We start from the raw sequence: 16,819 nt of genomic DNA on the forward strand, positions 1-16,819 counted from the left end.
GGACTGCCCGGTGCTCAAGGCGCGATGCTCAGTAGCGGCAGGCGTTGTCCGCCATGTAGTCGGCGACCTTGATGCGGCCGGCGACGATGTCGGCCTGCGCCGCATCGAGCTTCTTCTTCATCTCCGGCGTCACCAGCTTCGCGTTGTGCTCGTCCATCGCCAGCGCCACGCCGTTCTCCTTCAGGCCCAGCACCTGCACGCCCGACTGCCAGCGATTGTCCTTGACCGATCGGGCGATGTTGAAGACCGCCACGTCGACGCGCTTGACCATCGAGGTCAGCATCGTGCCCGGGTGCAGGTGGTTCTGGTTGCTGTCGACGCCGATGGCCAGCCGGCCCTGGTCCTTGGCCGCCTGGTAGACGCCCACGCCGGTGCCGCCGGCGGCCGCGAAGATCACGTCGACGCCGCGCGAGAACTGGTTGCGCGCCAGCTCGCCGCCACGGGTCGGGTCGCTCCAGGCCGCCGGCGTGGTGCCGGTCATGTTGGCCAGCGTCTCGACCTTCGGGTTGGCGTACTTCGCGCCCTGCTCGTAGCCGCACTGGAAGCGGCGGATCAGCGGCACGTCCATGCCCCCGACGAAGCCGACCTTGCCCGACGTGCTGGCCATCGCCGCAGCCATGCCGGCCAGGAAGGCGCCCTCCTGCTCCTTGAAGACCACCGACTGCACGTTGGGCAGGTTCACCACCATGTCGACGATGGCGAACTTGAGCTGCGGGAATTCCTTGGCCACCTTCTCCAGCGCCGAGGCCTGGGTGAAGCCGATGGCGATGATCGGGTTGGCACCCTTCTGCGCCATGCGGCGGAAGGCCTGCTCGCGCTGGGTGTCGTTGGCGATCTCGAACTCGAGGTAGCTGCCGCCGGTCTCCTTCCTGAAGCGCTCCATGCCGTTGTAGGCGGCCTCGTTGAAGGACTTGTCGAACTTGCCGCCGGCGTCGTAGACGACCGCCGGCTGGGCCTGGGCCCGGGCGGCCGGCGCCGCCAGCAGCAGCGCTCCGGCCAGGGCGGCGGCCGTGGCCAGAAAGACAGGATTCAGGCGGAACGAAAAGGGGTCTGCAGGCATGGCGTCTCCTCGCGCAGGGTGACTGGCGTGACGGATTCTGCAATAGCCGTACCCGATCGTCCCCCCGGGGCTTGCCGGAGAGACAAGGCCGCAGGCTCCGCCGGAGCCGCCGGAATTGACATGCATCAACGGTGCTGCACTGCAGCATCAAGCTGACATCTTTTTCGGTTAGGCTGCTGGCATCCTGCATGACGGCAGCCACAGAACCCCCGAGGACGCGCATGAACCCCTCTTCCACGCCTGACTCCGCCCCCCTGCCGACCGCACCGTCGGCGTCGCCCCTGCCGCTGGCGGGCCGCCGCGGCCTGATCCTGGGCGTGGCCAACGAGCACAGCATCGCCTGGGGCTGCGCGCAGGTGGCGCGCGCGCAGGGCGCCTCGCTGGTGCTGTCGTGCCTGAACGAGAAGGCGCGCCCCTTCGTGCAGCCGCTGGCCGATGCGGTCCAGGCACCGCTCTTCGATTGCAATGTCGAGACCGAGGGCGATCTGGAGCGGCTGGTGCAGGCCGCGGTCGATCATCTGGGCGGCCTCGACTTCGTCATCCACTCGATCGCCTGGGCGCCGCTGGCCGAGCTGCGCGGGCGCGTCATCGACAGCTCGGCCGCCGGCTTCGCGCGGGCGATGACGGTGTCGTGCCACTCCTTCGCCGCGCTGGCCCGGGCCTGCGAGCCGCACCTGTCGGACGACGCTGCGCTGATGACGATGAGCTACCTCGGCGCCGACGAGGCCATTCCGCACTACGGCCTGATGGGGCCGGTCAAGGCGGCGCTGGAATCGCTGGTGCGCTACCTGGCCGCCGAGCTGGGTCCGCAGGGCGTGCGGGTGCATGCGATCTCGCCGGGGCCGATGCCCACCCGCGCGGCCTCCGGCCTGCAGGACTTCGACGCGCTGATGGCCACCGCCCGCGCCGAGTCGCCGCTGCGCCGGCTGGTCACGCTCGAGGAGGTCGGCGCGCTGGCGGCCTTCCTGGCCGGACCGGGCGGACGCGGCATGAGCGGCCAGACGCTCTTCGTCGACGCCGGCTTCCATGTGGTGCGCTGAGCCCGCCTCCCTGGCCGACGCCCCGACGCCTCGATGCCCTGACGACCTGATGCACTGAGACCGCCATGAACCCGATCCCGTCTTCCGAACCGATCACCAACCTGACCTTCGACGAGCTGCCCGTGGGCGCGCGGGCCCGCATCAGCCGCACGCTGACGCAGGACGACATCGTCGCCTTCGCGCTGGTCTCGGGCGATGTCAACCCGGCCCACGTCGACCCCGAGTACGCCAACGCCTCGCGCTTCCACGGCACGATCGCGCATGGCATGTGGGCCGGCGCGATGATCTCCTCGCTGCTGGGCACCGAGTTTCCCGGCCCCGGCACGATCTACGAGGGCCAGACGCTGCGCTTTCACCTGCCGGTGCGCGCCGGCGACACGCTGACCGCCGAGGTCATCGTCACCGCGCGCGACACCGAGCGCCACCGCCTGACGCTGGACTGCGTGGTGACCAACCAGACCGGCGCCACCGTCGTCAGCGGCGAGGCGCTGGTGCGCGCGCCGATGCAGAAGGTCAGCCGGGCACGCGCGGCGCTGCCGCAGATGCACCTGTTCGACCCTGCTGCCCGGCTGGCGCGCTGGGTCGACGGCTGGGCGGCCGACCTGGCCGGGCAGCCGCCGGTGCAGTGCGGCGTGGTGCATCCCTGCGACGCCACCTCGCTGGCGGGCGCGCTGGCGGCGGCGCGGCGCGGCCTGATCGTGCCGTGGCTGATCGGCCCGGAGGCGAAGATCCGCGCGCTGGCCGAGCAGGCCGGGCTGGATCTGGGCAACGCGCGCATCGAGGCGGTCGAGCACAGCCACGCCGCCGCCGCCCGCGCCGCCGAGCTGGCCGCCTCCGGCCAGGTCGAGGTGCTGATGAAGGGCAGCCTGCACACCGACGAGCTGATGCACGCGGTGATCGCCACGCCGGCGCTGCGCACCAAGCGGCGCATCTCGCACGTCTTCCGCTTCGACATTCCGACCTATCCGAAGCCGATCCTGATCACCGACGCGGCGATCAACATCGCGCCGACGCTGGAGGACAAGGCCGACATCGTCGCCAGCGCGATCGATCTGGCGCGGGTGCTGGGCGTGGAGCGGCCGAAGGTCGCGATCCTGTCGGCGGTCGAGACGGTCAACCCGAAGATGGTCTCGACGCTGGACGCCGCGGCGCTGTGCAAGATGGCCGACCGCGGCCAGATCGCCGGCGGCCTGCTCGACGGCCCGCTGGCCTTCGACAACGCGATCTCGGCCGAGGCGGCGCGCATCAAGGGCATCCGCTCGGAGGTGGCCGGCGATGCCGACATCCTGCTGGTGCCGGACCTGGAGTCCGGCAACATGCTGGCCAAGCAGCTCGAGTATCTGGCGGGCGCGGCCGGCTGCGGCATCGTGCTGGGCGCGCGGGTGCCGATCGCGCTGACCAGCCGCGCCGACGGCGAGGCCTCGCGGCTGGCCTCGGCGGCGCTGGCCGCGCGCCTGGCGCTGGCCTGGCGGGAGCGGCGGCCGTGAGCGCCGCCGTCGCTGCGGCCCCGACGGAGGCGGCCGTCCTGGTCGTCAACGCCGGCTCCTCGACCCTGAAGTTCGCGCTCTACCCGCGCAGCGGCGACTCGGCGGCGGAGTTCGCCGCGCATCCGTCCTTCGCCAGCGGCCAGCTCGACGGGCTGCAGCCCGGCGGCACGCTGCGGCTGTGCCCGAGCGGCGAGGTGCCGATCGAGCTGCCCTCGCCCGCCGACGAGCATGCACGCTTCGCGGTGGCGCTGCAGGCGCTGCAGCAGCATGTGGCCGAGCGGGCGCCGCAGGCGCAGCTCGTCGCGGTGGCGCACCGCATCGTGCATGGCGGCGGGCAGTTCGTCGCGCCGGTCGTGCTGGATGATGCGGCGCTGCAGCGGCTCGCCGGGCTGGCGCCGCTGGCGCCGCTGCACCAGCCGCACAACCTTGCCGGCGTGGCCGCGCTGCGCGAGGCCTTTCCGGCGCTGCCGCAGGTCGGCTGCTTCGACACCGCCTTTCACGCCAGCCTGCCGGAGCTGGAAACCCGCTTCGCGCTGCCGCAGGCGCTGCATGACGAGGGCATACGCCGCTACGGCTTTCACGGCCTGTCCTATCAGTATCTGATGCAGGTGCTGCCGGCCTTCAGCGCGCGTGCCGGCGGCCGGGTCTTGATGGCGCACCTGGGCAGCGGCGCGAGCCTGTGCGGCGCGATCGGCGGGCGCAGCGCCGCCACGACCATGGGCTTCTCGGCGCTCGACGGCCTGATGATGGGCAGCCGCAGCGGCGCGCTCGACCCCGGCGTGGTGCTGCACCTGTGGCGCCAGGGCTGGACCGAGGCCCAGGTCGAGAAGCTGCTCTACAAGGACAGCGGCCTGCTGGGCGTGTCGGGCCTGGGCTCGGACATGCGGCTGCTGCGCCGCGCCGCGGCCGCCGGCAGCGAGACGGCCGGCCGCGCCATCGACCTGTTCGTGCACCGGCTGCGCCGCGAGAGCGGCGCGCTGGCGGCGGTGCTCGGCGGCCTGGACGTGCTGGTGTGCACCGGCGGCATCGGCGAGCACGACGCCGCCACCCGCGCGGCGATGGCCGAGGCGCTGCATTTCCTGGGCGTCACGATCGACCCGCAGGCCAACGCCGCCGCCACCGGCGACACGGTCCGCGCCATTCACGCCGCCGACAGCGCGGTCGAGGTCTGGGTGGTGCCGACCGACGAGGGCCGGGTCGCCGCGCAGGCGGCCTGGGCGCTGCTGGATGCGGCGCACGACCCGGCGCCACCGGCACCCGACTCGCCCATGTCCCGCGCATCGCTCACCCCCTGATCACGACGGAGATCCACCGTGCACGCCGCTTCCCCGAGTCCTGCCCCGAGTCCTTCCCCCGATCCGGCCACCGCCGCCGCCGCGCTGGACCGGGTGCTGATGGCGCGCTCGGCGCCGCTGACCTCCGGCCTGTCGCCGATCTCGCTGTCGCTGGCCTGGCAGGACTGGGCCCAGCATCTGGCCAGCCAGCCCGGCCAGGCGCTGCGGCTGGCCGCGCTGGCCCAGGCCGGCGCGGTGGAATGGGCCGGCCACTGCGCCAGCGGCCTGTGCAGCGACGACGAGACGGTGCGGCGCGACCCGCGCTTCGCCAGCGAGGACTGGCGCGCCTGGCCCTGGAGCGGCCTGGCCCATGCCTACAAGCGCAGCGAGCGCTGGTGGGACGAGGCGATGCGCCTGGAGGGCCTGACCCGCCACCACGCCGAGGTGGTGCGCACCTTCGCGCACCAGTGGCTGGACCTGCTCAGCCCGAGCAACCTGCCCTTCAACCCCGAGGTGCTGCGCCGCACCCGCGAGACCGCCGGCGCCAACCTCGTCCAGGGCGCGCAGCACGCGCTCGACGACTGGCGCCGCGACCACGGCCTGGAGCCGCTGCAGCCGCCCGAGCGCGAGTTCCGCCCCGGCATCGAGGTGGCGACCACGCCCGGCGCGGTGGTGATGCGCAACCGCCTGGTCGAGCTGATCCAGTACGCGCCCACGACCGCCACCGTGCAGGCCGAGCCGGTGCTGATCGTGCCGTCGTGGATCATGAAGTACTACATCCTCGACCTCAGCCCGCACAACTCGATGGTGCGCTGGCTGACCGGGCAGGGCCACACCGTCTTCATCCTGAGCTGGAAGAACCCCGACGCCGGCGACGCCGACCTCGGCATGGACGACTACCTGCGCCTGGGCGTCTTCGACAGCCTGGCGCGCATCGCCGAGCTGGTGCCGGGCGAGCCGGTGCACGCCTGCGGCTACTGCCTGGGCGGCACGCTGCTGTCGATCGCCGCGGCCGCGCTGGCGCGCCCCGGTCAGGTCGAGGGCGCCGAGCGCCTGGCGCCGCTGGCCTCGGTGTCGCTGCTGGCGGCCGAGACCGACTTCAGCGAGCCCGGCGAGCTGGGCGTGCTGATCGACGAGGCGCAGGTGCAGCTGCTCGAGGCGGTGATGGCCGAGCGCGGCTTCCTGAGCGGGCGGCAGATGGCCGGCTCCTTCCAGTTCCTGCACTCGCGCGATCTGGTCTGGTCGAAGCGGATGCAGGAATACCTGCTCGGCCAGCGCAGCCAGCCCAGCGACCTGATGGCCTGGAACGCCGACGTCACCCGCATGCCCGCGCGCATGCACGGCGAGTACCTCAGGCGCTGCTACCTGCACAACGACCTGGCCGAGGACCGCTATCCGGTCGAGGGCCGGCCGGTGTCGCTGTCGGACATCCGCCAGCCGCTGTTCGTCGTGGGCACCGAGAAGGACCACGTCTCGCCGTGGCGCTCGGTCTACAAGGTGCTGCGCCTGACCGAGACCGCGCTCACCTTCGTGCTGACCAGCGGCGGCCACAACGCCGGCATCGTCAGCGAGCCCGGCCACCCCAAGCGCCACTACGCGCTGCTGGCCTGCGGCGCCGAGGATCCGTGGATGAGCCCGGACGACTGGCAGCGCGCCGCACCGCGCCATGAGGGCTCGTGGTGGACCGCCTGGCACGACTGGCTGCTGGCGCACGGCAGCGGCCGCCAGGTGCCGGCGCGCGAGATCGCGCCCGAGGCGGCGCTGATGCCCGCGCCGGGCGAGTATGTGATGGTGCGCTACCCGGACTGAGCGTCCTGAAGATGAAGCGCAGATGAAGGCCGGGGGAAGGGCCGGCCGGCCGCGGTCAACGCCGCGGGTCGGCATGCCGTTGAGCGCGCCATGAACACCGTCCGCCCTTCCCGCACGTCCTTCCTGCGCGCCGCGCGTCTCGTGCTGCTGGCCGCGCTCTCGGCCGGCACGCTCGGCCTGTCGGGCTGCGGCGGCGGGGTATCGGTCGGGGTGGGCATCGGCATCGATGCAGGCAGCCACGACGCACCGCCCACCGTCTCGATGAGCATGAGCACCGCCAGCGGCGCCGGCGGCACCACCGTGCGGCTGAGCGCCTCGCCCTGGGACGACTACGCGGTCACCCAGGTCGACTTCGAGATGGTCTACCCGGGTGGGGCGGTGCAGCACCTCGGCAGCGTGCGCCGTCCGCCCTGGGTGCTCGACATCTCGCTGCCCTACGGCACCGGCGGCAGCGTGCTGAGCCTGCGCGCCCGCGCCTGGGACGATGCGGGCCAGTCCGGACTGAGCGGCTGGAGCGGCATCAGCGTGTACTGAGCGCGGCCTGGCCGCAGGCGAAGGGCTGCACCGGCGTGGCCGGCGGCTTGTCCAGCAGCCAGACCTCGACGCGGCGGTTGCGCTCGCGCCCGGCCTCGGTGTCGTTCGAGGCCACCGCCGCGGCCGGACCATAGCCCTGCACCACCGCCGGGCGCACGCCGTAGGTCGACAGATCCGCCGCCACCGCGCGGGCCCGCTGCTGCGACAGGCCGATGTTGGCGCAGCGGTCGCCGCGGTCGTCGGAGAAGCCCAGCAGCATCAGCTGGCGCGAGCCAGCGCCATCGCGCTCGAGCAGCCGGGTGATGCGTCCGACATCGCGCAGCGCCTTGTTGTCGAGCTGATCGGAGCCGGGCCGGAAGCGCAGGTTGACCGCCAGCCGCTGCGCGCCGGTGGTCAGGCGGCGGTATTCGGCCGGCACATCGGTGGGCGCCACCGCGGTGCCGGGGTCGGCCTCGGGCGCCTGGCCGATGAAGCCGACCGTCTGCGCCACCTTCTGGCCCTCGTCCGACACCGCGAAGTCGGCCAGCCGGCGCGCCAGCGGCTGCGCATCGCGGGCGACATAGAAATACAGCCGACGCGCCAGCGCATAGTCCTCGGTGGCCACGGTGAAGCGGCTCGGGCGCAGCGCCGCCCCCTGACCGTCGGCCAGCGCCAGCGTCTTGGCCGCCTCGGCATAGGGCAGGCCGACAAAGCCGATCGCCATCGGATCGGCCGCCACCGCCGCGGCCAGCGCGCGGCTGTCCTCATGCCGGGTGGTGCCGGCGGCCAGCGCCTGCTTGTCCAGCACCAGCGCGCGGAAGGTGTCCCAGGTGCCGGACTTCTCGTCGCGGGCATGCAGGCGCACCGCACCGGCCGGCGCGCCCAGCGCCGACCAGTCGCCGGTGCGGCCGGTGAACAGGTCGCGCAGCTGCGCCAGCGTCAGCTGCTTGAGCGGATTGCTCGGGTGCACGATCACCGCCACGCCATCGAGCGCGACGATGTACTCGCTGCCCTCGGCCGACAGATCGCCGAGCGCCTTCGTGGCCTCGCGCTCCTGCGCCTGGATCGGCCGCGAGGCCATGCCCAGCTCGGCCTGTCCCGCCGCCAGCGAGGAAAAGGCGGTCGAGGTGCCATGCGAGGCCAGCGCGACCGCCAGCCGCGCGCCATCGGACGGACGGCGTGCCTCGATGCGCAGCTCCTCCGGCGCGGTCGGGGTGGCGGACTGCTCGGTGTAGCCCTCGCGGGCCAGGAAGGCCTTGACCAGCGCCGGTGCCAGCGCGGCGCCGACCGTGTTGGAGCCGTGCAGGCGCAGCAGCGGTGCCGACGCCCCGGCCGCGGCCAAGGGCGGCGAGGGCTCGGCCGGCGCCGCACGGCTGCTCGCGCCGCGCTGCAGCAGCCAGCCGACCAGCGCGGCCAGCACCAGCAGCAGGGCCAGCGCCGTCGGTCAGCGGCTGCGGCTGGCGGCGGGCGGCCAGTCCGCAGGCCTCGGGCAGATTGGTGCAGACACCTCGGTCAGGCGGCATCGCCGGGGGCGTCGTCAGGGGCGTCGTCAGGGGCGCAGTCGAAGTCATGGATTCATCCCATCCTGTCGGAGAAGTTCGAGAGCGGCCGCCCCCGGGGCGGACCACGCCGGACCGAGCACGGCGACACGGCGCGCGATCACCTCGCGCAGCCGCGCCGAGGCCGGCACGGCCCCCAGCAGCGGCTGCAGCGCGTCGTCCAGCAGCCGCCGACGCTCGTCGGCGTCGTCTTGCAGACGCGCCAGCACCGCCGGCCAGTCGGCGCCCAGCGGATGCAGCGCCAGCTCCAGGCCGAAGTCGTCAAGCTCGGCACGCAGCCAGCCCTGCGCGCCCCCGTCGCGCAGCAGATCCAGCGCCTCGGCCAGCAGCAGCCGCGCGGCCCAGGGCGGCACGGGGTCGGGCTGCGGCTCGGGCGGCGGTTCAGGCGGCATCTCGGGCGACAGGTCCGGCGGCAGCACCGGCACCGGCTCGGGCAGCTCGGCCAGCGGAACCGACAGCACCAGCCAGACCAGCGCGGCCGCACGCGGCCCGAGCGCCGGCAACAGCGCCGCCGCCGGATCGATCCGGTCGCGCAGCGGTGCGGCCAGCGCACGCTGCTGCACCGCCACCGGCGCCGCCAGCCGGGGCTGCAGCCGCGCCAGATCCTGGCCGCGCAGGGCGTCGTCCGCCCAGCGCCGCTGCAGCCACTGCATACCCGACTGCGCGACCGACGCCACCACCGGTGCGGCCACCGCGCGGTCGCAGGCCTGGCGCAGGGCCTCGCAGCCGCCGTCCTCGCCGATCTGGTGTGCCAGCGTCTCGAAGCGGGCCGTCTCGCCCAGGCGCAGGAAAAGATCGGCGCGCAGCCGGCCCAGCATCTGACGCTGCTCCGGTCCGCTGCTGCCGACCCAGGTGCGCGCCAGCGCCTGCACCAGCTCGGGCCGGTCCAGGCGCTGCGGCCCGGTGGCAGGGTCGATCAGCAGGGCCTGCGCCACCGCTCGGGCCTCGGCCGCGAGGCTGGCCAGCGCCAGATCGGCCGCCTCGACCGCCTCCTGACCGCGCTGCCATGCCGTCTGCAGCCGCTCGACCTGACGGAGTTCGCGCCGCGAGCGGGCGGCGGTGGTGCGGGCCTGCGCCCAGGCCTGCAGCGCATGGCTCCAGGCCGACAGATCCGGCACACGTGCGCCCCCGAACCAGCGCGGCAGGCCGCCGGCCGGCGCTGGCGGCTCGTCCAGCGCGGCCTGCAGCCGGTCGGCCAGAGCCTCGTCCTGGCGCAGCTGCCGGGTCGCCGCCTCGCCCGCCTGCAGCAGGTGCTGCCGCACCTGCTGCGCCTGCGCCCGCACGCCCTCGAGCGAGAGGCGCCCGCTGCGCCAGTCCTGCCAGAGCCGGGCCTCGACCTCATCGCACCAGCCCTCGGCACGCTGCTGCAGCAGCGCCTCGTCGGCCCGCATCGCGGGCTCGACGCCGCGGCCGTCGAAGCCCTCGTGCACGCCCAGCGCGAACAGGCGGCGCAGCTCCGCCGCCTGCCGGGCCGGCTCGCACTGCTGCACCAGCCCCTGGTAGTGGAGCGCCAGCCGCTGCCACATCGCGCCGGACTGGGCTGCGCCCAGCGTCAGGCCGCGCTCATCCGGCAGCACCGGCAGATCGGCCAGCACCGCGGCGGCCGGCGCCGCATCGCCCGGCAGACCCTGGCGCAGCAGCCGCAGCAGCTGCCCCAGCAGCACCTCGGACAAATGCGCGCGCACCGCGGAAAGATCGGCGCGGCACTCGCTCAGCGCCTAGCTGCGCAGCCGGCCAGCGGCCGGCTCCACAGGATCGACAGCATCCGTCGAATCGGCCAGGTCGGCAGAGTCGGCCTGCAGCGCCAGACGCTGCAGCAGCCAGGCGGCCATCGCCTGCGCATCGGCCTGACCGGCCGCAGGCACCCAGCAGACCAGGCCGCCTGCCAGCGGCAGCCGGTCAGCACCGGCGATCCGGTCGAGATGCAGCTCGACCTGCAGCCCGGGCTGGCGCGCGCGCCGGCGCCACCTGGTGGCGCCGCTCGAGCGCCTGCAGGATCTGCCGGGCGAACACACCGGTACCAAGGAGGACTTGTCGCATGGCACACGACTCTCCTGTCACGATGTGTCATGTTCATGACAGCAACTCACCAGCGCTGTCGCCCCACCTGCACAGGCGGTACGACACGGCACCTCCTGGCGATTTGACTACCTGACGGTACTAGAGCAAGATGAGAAAATCGTAAAGAATTTCACGGATCATCGACCCCATCCTGAGCCGTCCCTGCTCGGATCGACCTTGTCGATCACGCCCGAAATCGTCCCGACGCCCAGCAGAACGATCCGCGATCAAGCACAAAAACCAAGCCCCAGGAACCCCCTCGAACCGGTGTGCCTAATAGATCAACAATCAAACCGCAAAAATAACAGGCGGAAATGATTGAGAACGGATCGATTACGTAACCGAAGCTGGACCGCTGCGTTCTTGGACTATTTTTTCACCTGATCCTGCCGCTCACAAACCGACAACAAAGGGCACCCGCGCGGGTGCGCCCACATCATGCTTCATCGCCTCGATCGCTCTTCCCGGCCTGTCCTGCCCGCTCGGCAGGCGCCTGCCGTCGTGCTGGCCTGTGCCGGCGCCCCTGAAGGCGATCTGAACGCGGTGCGCTCGCTGGGCGAGCGCGGCATCAAGGTGATCGTGATCGGCGAATACGCACAGCCGCCTTCACGCCATTCGCGCCACTGCACGGAGTTCCGGCATGTGCCGGACTTCACCCGCCATCCGAAGCGCCTGGCGAGTGCGCTGCGCGAGATCGAAGCCGAGCACGGCGCGGCGCCAGTGGTCTTCCCGACCGCGGATCCGGATCTGCAGGCGCTGCTGGAGGTTCTGCCCGGTCTGGGCGAACGCATCCGGCCGGCACTGGCTGCGCCCGACCTGGTGGCGCAGCTGGTGGACAAGGCGCGCTTCGACGAGCTGGCACGGCAGCAGGATCTGCCGGTGCCGCGCACCCTGCGGATCGAGCGCATGGCGCAGATCGAGGACATCATCGCCGGCGCGATCGACTTCCCGCTGATCGTCAAGCCGGCGCAGCCGGTGGCCTGGCAGCACCCGGGCGTGGAGCCGGCGGTGGCACGCGCCAAGGCGGTGGTGGTCGAGACGCCGGAGCGGCTGCGCGAGATCGCGCGGATGCTGGCGCCGCATGGCTTCCACATCATCGCGCAGGACTATGTGCCGGGCGGCGACAGCGAGCATTTCACCGTCGATGTCTACATCGGCCCGGACGGTGCGGTGCGTGCCAGCAGCTGCGGGCGCAAGCTGCGCCACGATCCGCCGCATGTCGGCAGCGGCTCCTACTGCGAGAACCTGCGCCTGCCCGAGCTGGAGACGCTCGCCGCCGAGGTGCTGACCCGCATCGGCTATCGCGGCGTGGCCAATCTCGACTTCAAGCGCCACGAACTCACCGGGGAGTACAAGCTGCTGGAGATCAATCCGCGGCTGAGCCAGTGGCACATCCTGACGACGCGCTGCGGCATGAACCTGCCCGAGATGGCCTGGCGCGATGCCTGCGGCCTGCCGGCCGCCGCGCCCTCGAAACGCCGCACCGGCCTGCGCTATCTCAACGAGAAATGCGACTTCCGCGCCGCGCGCCAGTATGTGCGCGAGGGCGAGCTGAGCTGGTCGCGCTACCTGGGCACGCTGCTGCGTCCCGGCACGGTGCGCCAGCTCGCGCCGATGGACGATCTGGGCCCGGCGCTGCACCTGACGCGCGACTGGTTCGCGCAGAAGCTGGTCCGGCGTGCCCGGCCGGCACGCCCGGCCGCATCACGCCCATCGATGCAGACGATCTTCGAGGAAGCCGAGGATCCGGCCTTCAAGGGGCGCTGAAGCGCCAGTGCGCCCGCGCCCTCAGGAGGCGCCCAGTACCTCGAGCAGCGCATCGCCATAGGCCGCCAGCTTGCGGCCGCCCACGCCGCTGACCTGGCCCAGCTCGTCGAGCGTGCCGGGCTGGCGGCGCGCCATCTCGATCAGCGTGGCGTCGTTGAAGACCAGATAGGCCGGAATGTTGTGCTCGCGCGCAACGCCGGAGCGCCAGGCACGCAGCGCCTCGAAGCGCTCGAGCTGCTGCCCGACCAGATCGGCCGGTGCGGAGCGCGCGCCCCTGCCCGCGGCATCGGCGCCCGCACGGCCGCGCTTCGCGCGCCCGCGCACCGGCTCGGCCGGCACCCGCATCTGCAGCCGCACCTCGCCGCGCAGCACCGCGCGCGCCGAGTCGGTCAGCGCCAGCGTGCCGTACTCGCCCTCGGCCACCACATGGCCCAGCGCGACGAGCTGGCGCAGCACCGCGCGCCACTGCGCCTCCGACAGGTCCGCGCCGATGCCGAAGGTGCTCAGGCCGGCGTGGCCGTACTGGCCGACCTTGTCGGTCGGCTTGCCTCGCAGAACGTCGATCAGATGCACCGCGCCGAAGCTGCGCGGCCCCTGGGTCTCGCGGCCGTGCTGGGCGAAGCGGTAGATGCAGCTCAGCGCCTTGCGCGCGGCGTCGGTGCTGTCCCAGGTCGAAGGCGGATGCAGGCAGTTGTCGCAGTTGCCGCACGGGCCGCTGGCCTCGCCGAAGTAGGCCAGCAGGCGCACGCGGCGGCAGTCATGCGCCTCGGCCAGCGCCAGCAGCGCGTCGAGCTTGCCGCGCTGCACTCGCTTGAACTCGTCGGCGGCCGGGCTGTCGTCGATCATGCGGCGCTGGTGCACCACGTCGGCCAGGCCGTAGGTCATCCAGGCATCGGCGGGCTGGCCGTCGCGGCCGGCGCGGCCGGTCTCCTGGTAGTAGCCCTCGATGTTCTTGGGCAGGTCGAGGTGGGCGACGAAGCGCACGTCCGGCTTGTCGATGCCCATGCCGAAGGCGATGGTGGCCACCATCACCAGTCCTTCTTCGCGCAGGAAGCGGTCCTGATGGTGCTTTCGGGTGCCGGCGTCCAGCCCGGCGTGATAGGGCAGCGCCGGCACACCCTCGCCCTGCAGCCAGGCCGCCGTCTCCTCCACCTTCTTCCGGCTGCCGCAGTAGATGACCCCGGCGTCGCCCTCGTGCTCGTCGCGGATGAAGCGCAGCAGCTGGGTGCGCGCGTTGTCGCGCTCGACGATGGTGTAGCGGATGTTGGGCCGGTCGAAGCTGCTGACGAACAGGCGCGCCGCCTGCAGCTGCAGCCGCTCGACGATGTCGGCGCGGGTGTGGTCGTCGGCGGTGGCGGTCAGCGCGATGCGCGGCACCGAGGGGAAGCGCTCGTGCAGCGCGCTCAGGCCGAGGTATTCCTCGCGGAAGTCGTGGCCCCACTGGCTGACGCAGTGCGCCTCGTCGATCGCGAACAGGCCCAGCAGGCCGCGCTCGTGCAGCGACTCCATCATCGCCAGGAAGCGCGGCGTCAGCAGCCGCTCCGGCGCGACGTAGAGCAGCGTCAGCCGCCCGGCCAGCAGGTCGCGCTCGACCGCCGAGGCCTCCTGCGCGCCCAGCGAGGAGTTCAGGAAGGCCGCCGGCACGCCGACCTCGTCGAGCGCGCCGACCTGGTCCTGCATCAGCGCGATCAGCGGGCTGACCACCACGGTGACGCCCTGGCCGGCGCCATGGCGCACGATCGCCGGGATCTGGTAGCACAGACTCTTGCCGCCGCCGGTGGGCATCAGCACCAGCGCGTCGCCGCCGTCGATCACCTGCTCGACGATGTCCTGCTGCTGGCCGCGGAAGGCGGGATAGCCGAACACCTCGGCAAGCACGCGCCGCGCGGCGGCGACGGTGGGGGACGGCGGGTTCGGGTCGGACGCGTTCATGATCGGGCCGATGGTACGCGAGGCCGGCGTGCGCATCCGCTCACCCCGAATGGGGAGACGCGCCTGCCGCCACGCCCGCCGCCGGCCGCGGCATGCCCCACAGCACCGCCATCTCGGTGTACATCGACGGACTCACCAGCCGCGCCACCGCGCCCGACAGCAGCGCGCAGGCCATCAGGCTCAGCACCATCGCCTGGCCGGAGACCATCTCCATGACGATGATGAAGGCGGTGATCGGCCCCTGGGTGGTGGCCGACAGGAAGCCGACCATGCCCAGCGCCACCAGCGCGACCGATTCCGGCCGTCCGGCCAGACCGGCCAGCCGCGCGATGTCCTGCCCGAGCCCGGCGCCGATCGCCAGCGAGGGCGCGAAGGTGCCCGCCGGCACGCCGCTCCAGGCCGACAGCCAGGTGGCGACGAACTTCAGCAGCGTGTAGAGCGGCGGCAGCCCGTCATCGCCGTGCTCGAGCAGCGCGCGCGTCGGGTGGTAGCCGGCGCCGGCGGTCGCGCCCGACGTCACCAGGCCGATCAGGCCGACCGCCAGCCCGCAGGCGGCGGCAAAGCGCAGCGGATGCGCGGCGCGCCACCGGCTGACGCGGTCGCTGCCGCCCTGCGCGCACAGCACCAGCAGCCGCGAGAACAGCCCGCCGGCCAGTCCGGCGGCCAGCGCCACCGCCAGGCCGGGCGCCAGCAGGCTCCAGTCCAGCACCGGCACCACCAGCGCGCCGAAATAGCTCTCGTTGCCGAAGACCGAGATCGACACCAGGCCGGCCAGCACGATCGCGGCGATCGTCAGATTGCTGTGGCGCAGGTCGCGCCGGCGGGTGAGCTGCTCGATCGCGAAGACGATGCCGCCCAGCGGCGTGTTGAAGGCCGCGGCCACCCCGGCGGCGGCGCCGGCCACCATCAGGTCGTGCGCGTCGATGCCGCTGCCGGGCGACAGCCAGCGCCGCGCGCCCAGCATCACGCCGGCGCCGACCTGCACCGTCGGACCCTCGCGGCCGATCGACAGGCCGCCGAGCAGCCCGGCGCAGGTCAGCAGCAGCTTCTGCAGCGCCAGCCGGGGCGAGACCAGCGCCGAGACACGCTCGGGCGGGGTGTCGTCATGCAGCGCGGCGAGCACCTGCGGAATGCCGGAGCCGCCGGCCTCGCGGGCGAAGCGGCGGGTCCACATCAGCACCGCGACCGTCAGCACCGGCGACCACAGCAGCGCCAGCAGCGCGCCGGTCCAGCCCGACCCCTGCAGCGCCACCCAGGTGCCGGTGGCCAGATCGGCCAGCGCGGTGAAGGCGGTCACCACCAGCCCGGTCAGCAGCGCGAACACCAGCACCACGCTGCGGTCGATCCACTGGCGACCGGAGCGCATCTCGCGCAGCAGCGGCTCGATCAATGCACGCAGGGAACGGTCGGGAGGCAGGGACATCAGACGCGGGTCATCACCAGAGAGGGGGACGGCGCCGGGCGGCGCGGAAGACGGGCGGTGCGGCACAATTGTCCCCCAGTTCTCTACACACCACGGCCGCCGTCGCATCCGCCCGATGCCCCGGCCGGCCCCACCGTTCCAGGAGCGAGCGCCCATGGCCTCCGTCAACAAAGTCATCCTCATCGGCAACCTCGGCCGCGACCCGGAAGTGCGCTACGCGCCCAGCGGCTCGGCCATCTGCAACGTCACCATCGCCACCTCGCGCAACTGGAAGGACAAGGCCTCCGGCGAGCGCCAGGAAGAGACCGAATGGCACCGCGTCGTCTTCTATGACCGCCTGGCCGAGATCGCCGGCGAATACCTGCGCAAGGGCCGCCCGGTCTATGTCGAGGGCCGCCTGAAGACCCGCAAGTGGCAGAAGGACGGCGTCGACCAGTACACCACCGAGATCATCGCCGACCAGATGCAGCTGCTGGGCGGCCGCGAGGACGGCGCTGCAGGCGGCTCGGGCGGCGGCAGCCGTGGCGGCAGCCGCAGTGCCGGTGGCGACTTCGGCGACGACGCCGAATCCGGCTACACCCCGGCACCGGCCCCGCGCGCCCCGATGCGCCAGGCCGCCCCGGCCCCGCGTCCGGCCCCCCGCCCCGCCCCGGCCCCCGCGCCGAAGTCGTCGACCGGCTTCGACGACATGGATGACGACATTCCGTTCTGATCGAACAGGCGCTTCGCCGCACTGACGTGGCGAGGTCGCTCAGGAAATGGAATGGCCCTGGCCGCGCATGACGGCGCCCTCTGCAAGGAGGGTTAAAGGCCATCCCTTTCAAGGTGACCGCCCAGCAGCCTTGAGGACACGAGCGGTGGAGAAATGAGACCGGGCGGTACGACCATCGACCC

Annotated in this window: 13 protein-coding genes; 7 read left to right on the forward strand and 6 right to left on the reverse strand. The window is 72.7% G+C overall.

The window, feature by feature from the left end; all coding sequences use genetic code 11:
- Window positions 1-28 precede the first annotated feature (28 nt).
- Complete coding sequence (locus NFT33_RS16020; RefSeq protein ID WP_251676830.1) at window positions 29-1,060, reverse strand: BMP family lipoprotein; 1,032 nt, start codon at window positions 1,058-1,060, stop codon at window positions 29-31.
- Window positions 1,061-1,281: 221 nt separating this feature from the next.
- Between NFT33_RS16020 and fabI the strand changes: the two genes are divergently transcribed.
- From fabI to NFT33_RS16045, 5 genes are all read left to right on the forward strand, one after another.
- Window positions 1,282-2,100 carry an enoyl-ACP reductase FabI gene (gene fabI / locus NFT33_RS16025; protein WP_251676832.1) on the forward strand — a complete coding sequence of 273 codons (819 nt, stop codon included), beginning with the start codon at window positions 1,282-1,284 and terminating at the stop codon, window positions 2,098-2,100.
- Between the two features lie 65 nt (window positions 2,101-2,165).
- A complete protein-coding gene (locus NFT33_RS16030; RefSeq protein ID WP_251676834.1) occupies window positions 2,166-3,587 on the forward strand; it encodes a bifunctional enoyl-CoA hydratase/phosphate acetyltransferase in 1,422 nt (473 codons plus the stop codon).
- Window positions 3,584-4,882, forward strand: a complete 1,299-nt coding sequence (locus NFT33_RS16035) for an acetate/propionate family kinase (RefSeq protein WP_251676836.1) — start codon at window positions 3,584-3,586, stop codon at window positions 4,880-4,882. Before NFT33_RS16030 ends, NFT33_RS16035 begins: the two co-directional genes overlap by 4 nt.
- Before the next feature lie 18 nt (window positions 4,883-4,900).
- A complete protein-coding gene (locus NFT33_RS16040) occupies window positions 4,901-6,670 on the forward strand; it encodes a PHA/PHB synthase family protein (protein ID WP_251676838.1) in 1,770 nt (589 codons plus the stop codon).
- Window positions 6,671-6,760: 90 nt separating this feature from the next.
- A complete protein-coding gene (locus NFT33_RS16045) occupies window positions 6,761-7,204 on the forward strand; it encodes a hypothetical protein (protein WP_220786021.1) in 444 nt (147 codons plus the stop codon).
- Here the strand turns inward: NFT33_RS16045 and NFT33_RS16050 are convergent.
- The 3 genes from NFT33_RS16050 to NFT33_RS16060 all read right to left on the reverse strand — a co-directional run bounded on the left by NFT33_RS16050 (window position 7,191) and on the right by NFT33_RS16060 (window position 10,757).
- Window positions 7,191-8,603, reverse strand: coding sequence for a substrate-binding domain-containing protein (locus NFT33_RS16050; RefSeq protein ID WP_251676840.1), 1,413 nt, complete (start codon window positions 8,601-8,603; stop codon window positions 7,191-7,193). The genes NFT33_RS16045 and NFT33_RS16050 overlap by 14 nt on opposite strands.
- A gap of 147 nt (window positions 8,604-8,750) precedes the next feature.
- Window positions 8,751-10,427, reverse strand: a complete 1,677-nt coding sequence (locus NFT33_RS16055; protein WP_251676843.1) for a hypothetical protein — start codon at window positions 10,425-10,427, stop codon at window positions 8,751-8,753.
- A gap of 33 nt (window positions 10,428-10,460) precedes the next feature.
- Entirely contained in the window at window positions 10,461-10,757 is a 297-nt protein-coding gene (locus tag NFT33_RS16060; RefSeq protein ID WP_251676845.1) for a hypothetical protein, read from the reverse strand.
- Window positions 10,758-11,304: 547 nt separating this feature from the next.
- Between NFT33_RS16060 and NFT33_RS16065 the strand changes: the two genes are divergently transcribed.
- Window positions 11,305-12,570, forward strand: coding sequence for a carboxylate--amine ligase (locus NFT33_RS16065; protein ID WP_251676847.1), 1,266 nt, complete (start codon window positions 11,305-11,307; stop codon window positions 12,568-12,570).
- Between the two features lie 21 nt (window positions 12,571-12,591).
- On the opposite strand, the gene recQ is transcribed toward NFT33_RS16065, so the two are convergent.
- Window positions 12,592-14,502 carry a DNA helicase RecQ gene (recQ, locus tag NFT33_RS16070; RefSeq protein ID WP_149502546.1) on the reverse strand — a complete coding sequence of 637 codons (1,911 nt, stop codon included), beginning with the start codon at window positions 14,500-14,502 and terminating at the stop codon, window positions 12,592-12,594.
- Window positions 14,503-14,542: 40 nt separating this feature from the next.
- Window positions 14,543-15,925, reverse strand: coding sequence for a chloride channel protein (locus NFT33_RS16075; RefSeq protein ID WP_251676849.1), 1,383 nt, complete (start codon window positions 15,923-15,925; stop codon window positions 14,543-14,545).
- A gap of 154 nt (window positions 15,926-16,079) precedes the next feature.
- Between NFT33_RS16075 and ssb the strand changes: the two genes are divergently transcribed.
- Window positions 16,080-16,637 carry a single-stranded DNA-binding protein gene (gene ssb / locus NFT33_RS16080; RefSeq protein WP_173804681.1) on the forward strand — a complete coding sequence of 186 codons (558 nt, stop codon included), beginning with the start codon at window positions 16,080-16,082 and terminating at the stop codon, window positions 16,635-16,637.
- Window positions 16,638-16,819: the final 182 nt, after the last annotated feature.

This window comes from Sphaerotilus sp. FB-3 (assembly GCF_023706025.1).
GTDB classification, from domain to species: domain Bacteria; phylum Pseudomonadota; class Gammaproteobacteria; order Burkholderiales; family Burkholderiaceae_C; genus Sphaerotilus; species Sphaerotilus sulfidivorans.

Bases quoted from the DNA above. Each gene is read 5' to 3' on its own strand.
- NFT33_RS16030 (WP_251676834.1), top strand. From the start codon at position 2,166: ATGAACCCGATCCCGTCTTCCGAACCGATCACCAACCTGACCTTCGAC.
- fabI (WP_251676832.1), top strand. From the start codon at position 1,282: ATGAACCCCTCTTCCACGCCTGACTCCGCCCCCCTGCCGACCGCACCG.
- NFT33_RS16075 (WP_251676849.1), bottom strand. From the start codon at position 15,925: ATGTCCCTGCCTCCCGACCGTTCCCTGCGTGCATTGATCGAGCCGCTG.
- NFT33_RS16045 (WP_220786021.1), top strand. From the start codon at position 6,761: ATGAACACCGTCCGCCCTTCCCGCACGTCCTTCCTGCGCGCCGCGCGT.
- recQ (WP_149502546.1), bottom strand. From the start codon at position 14,502: ATGAACGCGTCCGACCCGAACCCGCCGTCCCCCACCGTCGCCGCCGCG.
- ssb (WP_173804681.1), top strand. From the start codon at position 16,080: ATGGCCTCCGTCAACAAAGTCATCCTCATCGGCAACCTCGGCCGCGAC.
- NFT33_RS16020 (WP_251676830.1), bottom strand. From the start codon at position 1,060: ATGCCTGCAGACCCCTTTTCGTTCCGCCTGAATCCTGTCTTTCTGGCC.